This is a genomic window from Caldimonas sp., from assembly GCF_046289365.1.
Taxonomy (GTDB): Bacteria; Pseudomonadota; Gammaproteobacteria; order Burkholderiales; family Burkholderiaceae_C; genus Caldimonas.
In genome coordinates this window covers 1-11,580 of sequence record NZ_JBKBVU010000099.1, presented here as the reverse complement: position 1 = coordinate 11,580, position 11,580 = coordinate 1, and the positions used below count along the sequence as shown (strand labels likewise).

The window sequence follows — 11,580 nt, the reverse complement described above, 5'->3', positions numbered from 1 at the left end:
GTTCATCGGGGTGTGGTTCCTGGAGCCTCCAGCTCCTTCGGGCCCTCTTCCGGGCCCGGGGCTGCCGTCGGCGCAGCTGCCCTCCAGTGTGGACGAGGCCGCGTCACTCCCCGTCGCCGAGCCTGCGGCCTCGGCCGCTGCACCCGCCGTGCGCGCGCCGGCAGCGGCTTCGCGCTAGCCTCAGCAGGCTGGGTCAGGCCGCCGCGGAGGGCTCCACGAAGGTGGGGGCCCGCGGTGTGCGCCCGTCGAGTTCGCCGAACAATTCGATCGCGAGCTCGCGCAGCCAGCGGTTGCCCGGGTCGTTGTGGAAGCGGCGGCTCCAGTGCAAGGCCACGGTGAAGTCGGGCAGGTCCACCTCGGGTTCCACCACGCCCAGCGTGCCGCCGCGCGCGAAGGTGAGGGCGGTGCGGCGCGGCACGATGACCGCCAGGTCGGTCTCGCGCACGATCGACGGAATCACCATGAAGTGCGGGATGCTCAGGCGGATGCGGTCCTGCAGGGCCAGCGTGTGCAGCACGCGCGAGGTCTCGGTGTGCTGGCGCACCACGATGTAGTCCAGCCGCGCCAGCCATTCGCGTGTGGGCGCCTCGTGCAGCAGCGGGTGGTCGGCGCGGGTGAGCACCACGTACTTCTCGTGCAGCAGCTCGCAGCGTTCGGTGGCGTCCACCCCGGGCAGGTAGCCGAAGGCCAGGTCGATCTTGCCGGTGTCCAGCGCATCCTGGATCTGACCGTGCTCGAGCTGATGGGTCTCGATGCGCACCTGCGGCGCGGCGCGGCGCACGGCATGCATCAACGCGGGCAGGAAGACCCCTTCGCCGATGTCGCTCATGTGGATGCGGAAGGTCTTGCGGGCTCGGGCCGGATCGAAGCCGCCGCTGGCGTGCAGGGCCTCCTCGATCAGGTGCAGGGCATGGCGCACGGCATCGGACAGGGCGTCGGCCTTGGCCGTGGGGGCCACACCGCCCGACACCCGCACGAAGAGCGCATCGCCCAGCAACAGGCGCAACCGGGTGACGCCATGGCTGACGGCCGGCTGCGACAGGCCCAGCACCTCGGCCGCGCGGCTCACGCTGCGCTGCTGGTAGACCGCATCGAAGATGCGCAGCAGGTTGAGGTCGAGGTCGCGCAGGTTCATGCCTGGGGCCCGACGCGGCAGGCTCAGTGCAGCGAGGCGCCGCTGGCCTTGACGAGCTTCTCGTACTTCGCAAGCTCCGCCTTGACGAAGGCCCCGAACTGCGCGGGCGTGGTGGGCGAGGGCTCGGCCATCAACTGGGCGAAGCGGGCTTTCACGTCGGGGTCCTGCAGGGCTTTGACGAAGACGTCGTGGAGCCGCTGCACCACATCGGCCGGCGTGCCACCGGGGGCGAACAGCCCGAACCAGGTGTCGATCGCAAAGCCGCTCAGGCCCGACTCGGCGATGGTGGGCAGCTCGGGCATCGCGCTGGAGCGCTGCGCCGTGGTCACGGCCAGGGCCTTGAGTCGTCCGGCGCGGATGTTGGCCGAGGCGGCGGCGAGGTTGTCGAAGTTCAGGTCCACCTGACCGGCCAGCAGGCCGAGCTGGGCCGGCGCGGCGCCGGCATAGGGGATGTGCACCATGCTCACCCGGGCCTGGGCCTTGAACATCTCGCCGGCCAGGTGCCCGGCACTGCCGTTGCCGCCCGAGCCGTAGTTCAGCCGCCCGGGATGGGCGCGGGCGTAGGCGATCAGGTCGGCAACGCTGTCGATCTTCAGGCGCTGCGCGGTCTCGACGTTCATCACCAGCACGTTGGGCACACGGGCCACCAGCGTGATCGGCGCGAAGTCGCGGATCGGGTCGTAGGGGATGCGGGCATAGAGCCAAGGGTTGATGGCATGCGTGGCCACCGCCCCCATCACCAGGGTGTGGCCGTCCGGCGCGGCCTTGGCGACATGGTCGGCGCCGAGGTTGCCGCCGGCGCCGGCACGGTTTTCCACGACCACCGGGCCGAGGCTGTCTTTGGCTTTTTCCGCCAACAGCCGCGCAATGGTGTCCAGCGGCCCGCCGGCCGGGTAGGGCACCACCAGGCGCACGGTGCGGGCCTGGGCCTGGGCCAGGCCGGGCAGGGCGAGCGTGGTGGCCACGGCGGCGTGGGCGAGCAACCAATGGCGGCGCTTCATGTGTGTCTCCTCGTCGGCTGGTTGGGATGTTCGGTCTTCAGTGCTTGTCGGCTTCAGAGGTGAAGGCGTCGGCGTAGAACTCCTCCTCGGGCAATCCGCAATGCGCGACGAAGTCACGCCGGGCCGACTCGACCATGACGGGCGCGCCGCAGGCATAGACCTGGTGGCCCGACAGGTCAGGCAGGTCGGCCATCACGGCCTGGTGTACGAATCCGGTGCGGCCGCTCCACCCGTCCTCGGCTTTGGGCTCGGACAGCACGGGCACGTAGCCCAGCCAGGGCAGGCGAGCGGCGGCGGCCTGCGCCCATTCGTGCAGGTACAGGTCGGCACGGCTGCGGCAGCCCCAGTACAGCACCGTGGGCCGTGCGAGGGCCTTGAACTCCATGTGTTCGAGGATGGCCTTGATCGGCGCAAAGCCGGTGCCCGAGGCCAGCAGCACGATGGGCTTGTCGCTGTCCTCGCGCAGGAAGAAGCTGCCGAAGGGCCCCTCCATGCGCAGGATCTCCTTTTCCTTCATCGCGCCGAAGACGTGGTCGGTGAACTTGCCGCCGGGCATGTGGCGGATGTGCAGTTCGATGCCGGGCTGGGCTTCCTGCGTGTGCGGCGCGTTGGCCATCGAATAGCTGCGGCGTGCACCGTCGCGCAAGATGAACTCTATGTACTGGCCCGCGTGGTACTGCAGCCGGTCGTTGGCCGGAAGCTGCAGCTTGAGCACCGCCACGTCGGGGGCGGGCCTGTCGATGCTGCTGACGCGGCAGGGCATCTTCTTGATCGGGAACTGGCCGGCAGCGACCACCTCGCGCGACTCGATCACCAGGTCGGTCTGCGGCGTGGCGCAGCAGGTGAGGATGTAGCCGGCCTCCTCCTCGGCCGGGCTCAGGGCCTTGAGCTGGTGGGCGCCGTGGATCACGCGCCCGTCCTTCAGGCGGCTCTTGCACGAGCCGCAGGCGCCGTCCTTGCAGCCATAGGGCAGGCCCACGCTCTGGCGGATGGCAGCGGCGAGCACGGCCTCGTCGCGCTCGACGGTGAAGGTGTGGCCGCTGGGCTGCACGGTCACGGTGAAGGTCATGGCAAGCCTCGTAAACTGCGAAACCTCATATTTTGCCCGCTGGTGCAAAGCCCCTTTGCGGGCCGCCGGCCGGCCTGTGCGCCATGCTTCAGACCTCGCCCGCCCCCGCTGTCCTGCGACGCCGTCCGCGCCTGCTCATCGTCGGCTGCGGCGATGTGGGCCTGCGGGTGGTGCGCCTGCTGGTGCCGCGCTGGAAGGTGCTGGCCCTGACCTCGCAGCCCGGCCGGGTGGCCGAGTTGCGCGCGGCTGGCGCGGTGCCCCTCGTGGCCAACCTGGACGAGCCGGCCAGCCTGACCCGCCTGGCCGGCCTGGCCGATGCGGTGCTGCATCTGGCGCCGCCGCCCGGCCAGGGGGGGGGCGACCCACGCACCGCCGCCTTGCTGCAGGCCCTGGCCCGCCGCGGCGTCCCGCGCTGCCTCGTCTATGCCAGCACCACCGGCGTCTATGGCGATGCGCAGGGGGCGCGTTTCGACGAGACCCGCCCGGTGGCGCCGCGCTCGGACCGCGCCCGGCGCCGCGTCGATGCCGAGGCCCGTGTGCGATGGTTCGGGCGGGCCTTCGGCGTGCGCGTGTCCATCCTGCGCATCCCCGGCATCTACGCGGCTGACCGCCCGGGAGGGCATCCGCGCGAACGCCTGCTGCGCGGCACGCCGGTGCTGCGGGCCGAGGACGACGTCTACACCAACCACATCCATGCCGACGACCTGGCCCGCGCCTGCGTGGCCGCGATCGCGCGCGGCAAGCCGCAGCGTGTGGTGCACGTGAGCGACCACACCGAGCTGAAGATGGGTGATTACTTCGACCTGGCCGCCGACCTGTGCGGCCTGCCGCGCCCACCGCGCATCGGCGGGGTCCAGGCGCGCGAGCAGCTCGCGCCCACCCTGCTGTCCTTCATGAGCGAGTCGCGCCGGCTGAAGAACGGCCGGCTGCTGCGTGAGCTGCGCCTGCGTCTGCGCTACCCGACGGTGCGCGAGGGGCTGCTGGCCTGAGTCAGATGCCTGGGGCCGCACGCAGATGCTTCATGCGATCCATCGACACCAGCCCGACCGTGAACACCCGCGGGCCGCGCGCACCCGCAGGCCCAGGCACTGCGGCCAGACCAGGCGGCCGATCAGGGACAGGGGTGCCATGGCAGACCTCCGCGCCGAAGCATGCACCGCCGCAGCATCGCGCTTTCACGCGACCCCGCCCGGCGCAGGGGCATTGCGCCGCCGGGGCGGTCAGAAGCGCCGGCGTCCCCGGAAGGGCGGCTTGCCGCGCCAGTACTGGATCATCAGGAAGCCGCCCAGCATGCCGCCCAGGTGGGCGAAGTGGGCGATGCCCGAGGCCGTGCCCGACATGCCGAAGACGAGCTCCAGCGCACCGAACAGAGCGACGAAGTACTTGGCCTTCATCGGGATCGGCGGGAACAGCGGAACGATGATGCGATTGGGAAACAGCATGCCGAAGGCCAGCAGCAGCCCGAACAGCCCGCCGGAGGCCCCCACTGTGGGGTAGCGTGCGCCGGCGAGGTAGGTGACCACGAGCTGCAGCACCGCAGCGGCCAGCACGCTGGCCAGCAGGAACTGCAGATAGCGGCGCTGCCCCCACAGGCGTTCGAGCTCGCTGCCGAACATCCACAGGCCCAACATGTTGAAGAACAGGTGGCCGATGCCGCCGTGCAAGAAGGCATAGGTCACGACCTGCCAGGGCATGAAAAAGTCGCTGAGAACCGGCCACAGCGCGAACACGCGCGTCAGCATCAGGCCCAGCAGCATGTCGATCGAGAAGGCGGCCACGTTGGCCAGGAGCAGCACCTTGGTGACGGGGGGCAGTGGGGGCATGAGGCTTGGGCGTTTCGGATGCGGTGCCCGGGATCATAGCGGCAGCCCCTTGCCGCGGTCGGTCTGCGAAGGCCCTGCGGTGCGGCTTGACATGCCGTGCCGAAGGCGGGCCAGCGGCACCGGGGCCGGTGCTGCACAGCAATTCAGTATGCCTCCAGGGGCCTTGGCCTGGCGGATTTGCGGTCGATGCCCCCCTGGAGCCGAGGGGGCAGGACTGCGATGGGCTCCGGGCGGCCCCATTTCGCGCTATCGTTGTGAGAGCCGACATAGCGTGACGGGGAGCCTCGATGCCTGCGCGTGCCGTGCAGCGCCTTCAGTCAGCGGGCCTAGCGCCCTGGGGCTGGCGTTTGGCCGTCGCAGGGTTGATTGGCCTGGTGGTCGTCGTGGCCTGGCGCGGCGTGACGCAGGAGATGCAAACCTCGCGCGTTCAGGCCCGCTGGCTGGCCGACCTGGCCGCCCAGTTGCATGTCTCGGTGCAGCCAGGCCGCAGCCAGGCCATCCGCTTTCCCGCGGACGGGCCCTACGACCTGCGCCTGGGCTACCACGGATTGCCGGCGATGATCGAGCGCCTGTCCGCCCGCGGCTTCGAGGTGCAGGCCCAAGCCCGCTGGTCGCCCAAACTCATCGAGCTGCATGACCGTGGCCTGTTCACGATCTACCCCGAAAAAAGCCAGGCGGGCCTGCAGGTGCTCGACTGCCGTGGCGAGACCCTGTCGGCCAGCCTGCATCCCCGGCAGGTCTACCCCGATGTGCAGGCCGTCCCCCGTGTGCTTGCCGACAGCCTGCTCTACATCGAGAACCGCGAGTTGCTCGACCCCACGCGGGTGCACCTGAATCCTGCGATCGAATGGGACCGGCTCGGCAAGGCCGTGCTCGAACAGGCCCGCCGCACCGTGGACCCGGGCCAGTCCGCCGCCGGCGGCAGCACCCTGGCCACGCAGATCGAGAAGTACCGCCATTCCCCCCAGGGCCGCACCGACTCGGTGGGCGAGAAGCTGCGGCAGGTGGCCTCGGCCTCGCTGCGGGCCTACCTGCACGGCGAACACACCCTGGCGCGCCGACAGCAGATCCTGCTGGACTATCTCAACACCGTGCCGCTGGCTGCCCAGGTGGGCTTCGGCGAGGTGCACGGCCTGGGCGAGGGCCTGTGGGCCTGGTATGGCCGCGATTTCGACGAGGTCAACCGTCTGCTGTCGACCCTGGTGGATGGCGAGGTCAGAGCTGCGCCGCCCGCAGCCAGCCGGGCCCGGGCCTTCCGCGAGGTGCTGCTGCGTGAGCAGGCCCTGGCCTACAAGCAGGCGCTGTCGCTCATCGTCGCGCAGCGCCGGCCCTCGCATTACCTGGCCGAGCGCGCGCCCGGGCTGCGCGAGCTCACCGACAGCCACTTGCGCCTGCTCGCCCGTGACGGGGTCATTCCCATGGCCTTGCGCGATGCCGCCCTGCCGCTGCCGCTGGAGCTGCTGCCGCAGCAGACCGTGCCGTCCCTGGGCAGCTTCGTCGAGCGCAAGGCGGCCAGCGCCGCGCGCACGCGCCTGTCGAGCCTGCTGGGCGTGTCGCGCAGCTACGACCTGGACCGTCTGGACCTGGTGGTGGACAGCACGCTCGACGCCCGGGCCCAGCGGGCGGTCACCGAGGCGCTGCTGAGGCTGCGCACGCCCGAGGGCGTGCGCTCGGCGGGCCTGGTGGGACACCGCCTGCTGGGCGAGGGCGACGATCCGGCACCCCTGCGCTACAGCTTCACGCTCTTCGAGCGCGACGGCCAAGTCAGCCGTGTGCGCGTGCAGACGGACAACTTCGACCAACCCTTCGATCTGAACGAAGGTGCCCGGCTCGACATGGGCTCGACTGCCAAGCTGCGCACGCTCGTGAGCTATCTCGAAGTGGTGGCGCAATTGCATGAGCGCTGGGCTGGCCTGGACGCGGCTGCGCTGGCCGCGCTGCAACCGGCCCCGGGCGACACCTTGGCGCGCTGGGTGCGCGAGCACCTGCTGCGCACCGAGGATCGCAGCCTGGAGGCCCTGCTCGAGGCCGCGATGGAGCGGCGCTACACGGCCAGCCCGGCCGAAACCTTCTTCACCGGCGGGGGCCTGCACCGCTTCGGCAATTTCGATGCCGAGGACGATCACCGCACGATGACGGTGCGCGAAGCCTTCCGCCGCTCGGTCAACCTGGTCTTCATCCGGCTCATGCGTGACGTCGTGCAGCATCTCGTGCACCAGCAGCCGGACTTCGACCCCCGCCTGTTCGACGACCCGGCCCACCCTGCCCGGCAGCGCTGGCTCGAACGATTCGCCGACCAGGAGGGGCGGCAGTTCATCGTGCGCTTCCACGCCGCGCTGCGGGAACGTTCGCCCGAGGAGGTCGAGCGCCAGCTCGTGGGCGGGCGAGCGGCCACGCTGCAGCGCCTGGCCGCGCTTTACTACGGTTTGGAACCCCAGGCAGGCGTGACCGGGCTCGCCGATTTCCTGGCCCGCCATCGCGGGGGCGAGGCGGTGCCGCCGGCGGTGTTGCAGCGCCTGCACGAACAGGCCGCCCCTGGCCGGCTGTCGCTGTCCGACCGCGCCCACCTCGCCGGCGTGCACCCGCTGGAGCTGTGGGTGGCGGCCCGGTTGCGCGCCCATCCCGCGACCAGCCTGCGCGAGCTGCTGGCCGCCGGCCAAGCGGCCCGGCTGGAGTCCTACGACTGGCTCTTTCGCACACGCCACAAGGCTGCGCAAGACCAGCGCATCCGCCAGGTGATGGAGCAGGCCGCTTTTGCCGAGCTGCACCGCCGCTGGCAGCGGCTGGGCTATCCCTTCGACACCCTCACGCCCTCGTATGCAAGCGCCCTGGGGGCCTCGGGGGATCGGCCAGCGGCCTTGGCCGAGTTGATGGGCGTGATCGCCCACGAAGGCCTGCGACTGCCGACGGTGCGCATCGAGGGCTTGCAGTTCGGGCGGGGCACGCCGTACGAAACCCACCTGACCCGTCAGCCGGCCGCGCCCGAGCGCGTGCTGCCGGCCGAGGTGGCGCGCGTTGCGCGCCGGGCCCTGGTGGACGTGGTGGCCCAGGGCACCGCGCGGCGGCTGCTGGGCAGCGTGCGCAGCGCCGATGGACGGGCGGTGGAACTGGGCGGCAAGACCGGCACCGGCGACCACCGCTACACCGTGCAGGGCCGCGACGGCCGGGTGCTGGCCTCGCAGGTGCTCAACCGCTCGGCCAGTTTCGCCTTTGTGCTGGGCGAGCGCCACCATGGTGTGCTGATGGTCTATGTGGCCGGCCCCGACGCCGAGCGCTACCGCTTCACCAGCGCCTTGCCCACGCAGTTGCTCAAGTCGCTGCTGCCGACGTTGTGGCCCTGGATCGACGGCCATCCCTGCACGCCACCCAAGCGGGAGACGCCACCGGGGGACCTGGCCCGGTCGGGGTGAGCAGCGGGCCGGGCGGGGCCGCCTGGCAGCGCAAGGGGCTGCGCAGCGAACGTGCAATACACGTCAGCGCCCGTTCGCTGCTGTGCAGTGGTGCCCGGGGCCGGAATCGAACCGGCACGGTGTTGCCACCGGCAGATTTTGAGTCTGCTGCGTCTACCAGTTTCGCCACCCGGGCAGGGTGCTGGAAGAGGGGCGATTATGTCATGGACCGCGAGGGCCGCGGCTGGCCTGCCACAATGGCGGCAGGAGAGTTCCCTGCCATGCCCACTTACAAGACCCTGGAAGACGCGATCGGCCGCACGCCGCTGGTGAGACTGCAGCGCCTGCCCGGCGCGGACAACGAGCGCCGCGGCAACGTGATCCTCGGCAAGCTCGAAGGCAACAACCCGGCCGGCTCGGTGAAGGATCGTCCGGCCATCAGCATGATCCGTCGCGCCGAGGAGCGCGGCCAGATCCGTCCCGGCGACACCCTGATCGAAGCCACCTCGGGCAACACCGGCATCGCGCTGGCGATGGCTGCGGCCATCCGCGGCTACCGCATGCTGCTGATCATGCCGGAGGACCTGTCCATCGAGCGGGCGCAGACGATGAAAGCCTTCGGGGCCGAGCTCATCCTCACGCCCAAGGCTGGCGGCATGGAATACGCCCGCGACCTGGCCGAGCAGATGCAGCGCGAGGGCAAGGGCGTGGTGCTCGACCAGTTCGCCAACGCCGACAACCCGCGCATCCACTACGAGACCACCGGCCCGGAGATCTGGGAGGACACCGAAGGGCGCGTCACGCACTTCGTCAGCGCCATGGGCACCACCGGCACCATCACCGGCGTGTCGCGCTACCTGAAGGAGAAGAACCCGGCCGTGCGCATCATCGGGGCCCAGCCCAGCGAGGGGTCCCGCATCCCGGGCATCCGCAAGTGGCCGCAGGAGTACCTGCCGAAAATCTACGACCCCAGCGCCGTGGACGAGCTGATCTACGTGAGCCAGGCCGACGCCGAGGACATGGCCCGCCGCCTGGCGCGCGAGGAAGGCCTGTTCGGGGGCATCTCTGCTGCCGGGGCTTGCTGGGTGGCGCTGCAGATCGCCCAGCAGGTCGAAAACGCCACCATCGTCTTCGTGGTGTGCGACCGCGGCGACCGCTACCTGTCCACGGGCGTCTTTCCGGCCTGAACCTCGGGGGAGAGAACCCGCCACAGCGTGTGGCCGGCATCGCGGTACTTGCGTTCGAAGGGCGAGACCGGATCGGCCCGCTCGGCCGGCCCCGGCACGTCCAGCGTGGCCTGCCGACCGGCCAGGCGCAGCGCCCGTGCGAACTCCTGCGCATAGACGGCCCAGTTGCTGCGCAGCTCGATTCGCCCGCCCAAGGCCAGCAGGGCCGGCAGGCGCGGGTGGGTGCCCCAGCGGCGCATCACATGCTCGGCTTTGGGCCAGGGGTTGGGGTATAGAAGATGGTGCTCGGCCAGGCGCCAGCCGGCCTGGGCCATCAGTGCCCACACGTCGCCGACATCGGCACGCAGCAGCATCAGGTTGGGGGGCCACGCGGTGCGCAGCTTGCGCTGTCCTCGCTCCAGGCGCTTTGCCGACTGATCGATGCCCACCACCAGGGCCTGCGGATGCCGCCAGGCCAGCCGGGCGCTGCTCTCGCCGGTGCCGCAGGCGCTGTCCAGCACCAGCGGGCGGCCCTCACGGCACCGGGCGACCGCCTCGAAGGCGGCCACGCTGTAGGGGGCCGGCGGCTTGCGAAAGGGGGTGGCCAGATGGCGGCGCACGAGTTCGTCCAGCCGGGGGTGGGGGGCGTCCTGGTTGCTGCTCACCGGACGCGACAGCGCCCGGCCGGCTTCGGCGCTAGGATGGGATTCCACGATTCGACGGTGCACGATGACGATTCAGGCCTATACCTACAAATTCTGCCCGCAGTGCGCCTCCCCGCTGGCCTGGCAGGCCCAGATGGAAGACGGCGGCGAGAAATCGCGTCTGCGCTGTGCAGGCTGCGGCTTCACGCATTGGAACAACCCCACGCCGGTGCTGGCTGCGGTGATCGAGCTGGAAGACCGCGGCGGGCAGTTGCTGCTGGCGCGCAACGCCGCCTGGCCGGGCCGCTTCTTCGGGCTGGTCACCGGCTTCATGGAAGCCGGCGAAACCCCCCAGGAAGGCGTCGCCCGCGAAGTGGCCGAGGAGACGGGCTTGACGGTCACACAACTGTCCATCATCGGCGCCTACGACTTCCAGCGCATGAACCAGGTCATCATCGCCTACCACGCCCTGGCGCGCGGCGAGATCGTCCTGTCGCCGGAGCTGGCCGAATACAAGCTGCTGGCGCCCGAGTCGGTGAAGTGCTGGCCGGCCGGCACCGGCCAGGCCCTGGCCGACTGGCTGCGCTCGCGGGGCCATCCCGTGCGCTGGCTGGACGACCGACCCCGGTGAGACCTTGAACCCGCAGGCCTACATGTTCGAAGGACGCACAACTCAACGGCTGCCGATCAACCCTAGAATATGGCGTCACTCGTTTCGGATCGACCATGGACATCCACAAGGAACTCGACACCCGCGGGCTGAACTGCCCCCTGCCCATCCTCAAGGCCAAGAAGGCCCTGACGGAGATGCACAGCGGCGAGCTGCTCAAGGTGGTGGCCACCGACCCGGGCTCGATCCGCGATTTCCAGGCCTTTGCCAAGCAGACGGGCAACGAGCTGGTGGAACAGCAGACGCTGGACAAGGAGTTCGTGCACGTGCTGCGTCGCCGCTGAGCCGCCAGGCCGCCATGTGACAAGGGCTGCCCGTCGGCAGCCCTTGTGCATTGGGGCCGGGCCCGTCAGAGCTCCAGGCCCTTCAGGTAGGTGCGGAAGCTCGCGCCCAGTTCCGGATGCTGCAGCGCCAGTTCGACAGTGGCCTGCAGGAAGCCTTCTTTGCTGCCGCAGTCGTAGCGGATGCCTTCATAGCGGTAGGCGAACACCTTCTCGCGGCGTAGCAGGCCGCTGATGCCGTCGGTGAGCTGGATCTCGCCGCCCACGCCGCGCGGCTGGCGGCGGATCTCCTCAAAGATGCCCGGCGTGAGGATATAGCGGCCCGCCACCCCCAGGCGCGAGGGTGCGTTCTCGGGGGCGGGCTTCTCGACGATCTGGGTCAGGTCCATCAGGCGCTCGTTC

Annotated in this window: 10 protein-coding genes, 1 tRNA gene and 1 pseudogene; 5 read left to right on the top strand and 7 right to left on the bottom strand. The window is 70.4% G+C overall.

The genetic code is table 11. The annotated features are described in order from the left end of the window. Window positions 1–193: 193 nt before the first annotated feature. Genes ACK42S_RS10965 through ACK42S_RS10955 form a run of 3 tightly spaced genes read right to left on the bottom strand, consistent with a single transcriptional unit; the run spans window position 194 to window position 3,205 of the window. Complete coding sequence (locus ACK42S_RS10965) at window positions 194–1,135, bottom strand: LysR family transcriptional regulator (RefSeq protein ID WP_409707010.1); 942 nt, start codon at window positions 1,133–1,135, stop codon at window positions 194–196. A 23-nt stretch (window positions 1,136–1,158) separates the two neighbouring features. Continuing rightward, complete coding sequence (locus ACK42S_RS10960) at window positions 1,159–2,136, bottom strand: Bug family tripartite tricarboxylate transporter substrate binding protein (protein WP_409707007.1); 978 nt, start codon at window positions 2,134–2,136, stop codon at window positions 1,159–1,161. A gap of 37 nt (window positions 2,137–2,173) precedes the next feature. Continuing rightward, complete coding sequence (locus ACK42S_RS10955; protein WP_409707004.1) at window positions 2,174–3,205, bottom strand: CDP-6-deoxy-delta-3,4-glucoseen reductase; 1,032 nt, start codon at window positions 3,203–3,205, stop codon at window positions 2,174–2,176. Between the two features lie 83 nt (window positions 3,206–3,288). Between ACK42S_RS10955 and ACK42S_RS10950 the strand changes: the two genes are divergently transcribed. Next, the gene (locus tag ACK42S_RS10950; RefSeq protein ID WP_409707001.1) at window positions 3,289–4,194 is read left to right on the top strand and encodes an NAD-dependent epimerase/dehydratase family protein; all 906 of its coding nucleotides are present in this window, start codon (window positions 3,289–3,291) and stop codon (window positions 4,192–4,194) included. 231 nt (window positions 4,195–4,425) lie between these two features. Here ACK42S_RS10950 and ACK42S_RS10945 read toward each other — a convergent pair whose 3' ends face one another. Continuing rightward, window positions 4,426–5,028, bottom strand: a complete 603-nt coding sequence (locus ACK42S_RS10945) for a rhomboid family intramembrane serine protease (protein ID WP_409706997.1) — start codon at window positions 5,026–5,028, stop codon at window positions 4,426–4,428. Between the two features lie 287 nt (window positions 5,029–5,315). Between ACK42S_RS10945 and ACK42S_RS10940 the strand changes: the two genes are divergently transcribed. After that, on the top strand, window positions 5,316–8,438 hold the full coding sequence (locus tag ACK42S_RS10940; protein WP_409706994.1) for a transglycosylase domain-containing protein: 3,123 nt from the start codon (window positions 5,316–5,318) through the stop codon (window positions 8,436–8,438). Window positions 8,439–8,526: 88 nt separating this feature from the next. Here ACK42S_RS10940 and ACK42S_RS10935 read toward each other — a convergent pair. After that, a tRNA-Leu gene (locus tag ACK42S_RS10935) sits at window positions 8,527–8,613 on the bottom strand. An 85-nt stretch (window positions 8,614–8,698) separates the two neighbouring features. Here ACK42S_RS10935 and cysM point away from each other — a divergent pair. Next, window positions 8,699–9,604 (top strand): cysteine synthase CysM, encoded by a 906-nt coding sequence (gene cysM, locus ACK42S_RS10930; protein WP_409706991.1) that lies wholly within the window; start codon window positions 8,699–8,701, stop codon window positions 9,602–9,604. Here cysM and ACK42S_RS10925 read toward each other — a convergent pair. Continuing rightward, a complete protein-coding gene (locus tag ACK42S_RS10925; protein ID WP_409706989.1) occupies window positions 9,574–10,296 on the bottom strand; it encodes a tRNA (guanine(46)-N(7))-methyltransferase TrmB in 723 nt (240 codons plus the stop codon). The two genes, cysM and ACK42S_RS10925, sit on opposite strands and share 31 nt — an antisense overlap. A 16-nt stretch (window positions 10,297–10,312) precedes the next feature. Here ACK42S_RS10925 and ACK42S_RS10920 point away from each other — a divergent pair, with 16 nt between their 5' ends. Together ACK42S_RS10920 and ACK42S_RS10915 are read left to right on the top strand one after the other, a co-directional pair. Further along, window positions 10,313–10,858: an NUDIX hydrolase gene (locus tag ACK42S_RS10920; RefSeq protein ID WP_409706986.1), complete on the top strand. Its 546-nt coding sequence runs from the start codon at window positions 10,313–10,315 to the stop codon at window positions 10,856–10,858. 95 nt (window positions 10,859–10,953) lie between these two features. Beyond that, window positions 10,954–11,181, top strand: coding sequence for a sulfurtransferase TusA family protein (locus ACK42S_RS10915; protein WP_409659784.1), 228 nt, complete (start codon window positions 10,954–10,956; stop codon window positions 11,179–11,181). 65 nt (window positions 11,182–11,246) lie between these two features. Here the strand turns inward: ACK42S_RS10915 and ACK42S_RS10910 are convergent. Beyond that, window positions 11,247–11,580, bottom strand: a pseudogene (locus tag ACK42S_RS10910) (UTP--glucose-1-phosphate uridylyltransferase); the annotation flags it as partial.

Coding starts and splice junctions, on each gene's coding strand:
- ACK42S_RS10915 (WP_409659784.1), top strand. CDS start 10,954: ATGGACATCCACAAGGAACTCGACACCCGCGGGCTGAACTGCCCCCTG.
- ACK42S_RS10955 (WP_409707004.1), bottom strand. CDS start 3,205: ATGACCTTCACCGTGACCGTGCAGCCCAGCGGCCACACCTTCACCGTC.
- ACK42S_RS10920 (WP_409706986.1), top strand. CDS start 10,313: ATGACGATTCAGGCCTATACCTACAAATTCTGCCCGCAGTGCGCCTCC.
- ACK42S_RS10940 (WP_409706994.1), top strand. CDS start 5,316: ATGCCTGCGCGTGCCGTGCAGCGCCTTCAGTCAGCGGGCCTAGCGCCC.
- ACK42S_RS10950 (WP_409707001.1), top strand. CDS start 3,289: ATGCTTCAGACCTCGCCCGCCCCCGCTGTCCTGCGACGCCGTCCGCGC.
- ACK42S_RS10960 (WP_409707007.1), bottom strand. CDS start 2,136: ATGAAGCGCCGCCATTGGTTGCTCGCCCACGCCGCCGTGGCCACCACG.
- ACK42S_RS10945 (WP_409706997.1), bottom strand. CDS start 5,028: ATGCCCCCACTGCCCCCCGTCACCAAGGTGCTGCTCCTGGCCAACGTG.
- cysM (WP_409706991.1), top strand. CDS start 8,699: ATGCCCACTTACAAGACCCTGGAAGACGCGATCGGCCGCACGCCGCTG.
- ACK42S_RS10965 (WP_409707010.1), bottom strand. CDS start 1,135: ATGAACCTGCGCGACCTCGACCTCAACCTGCTGCGCATCTTCGATGCG.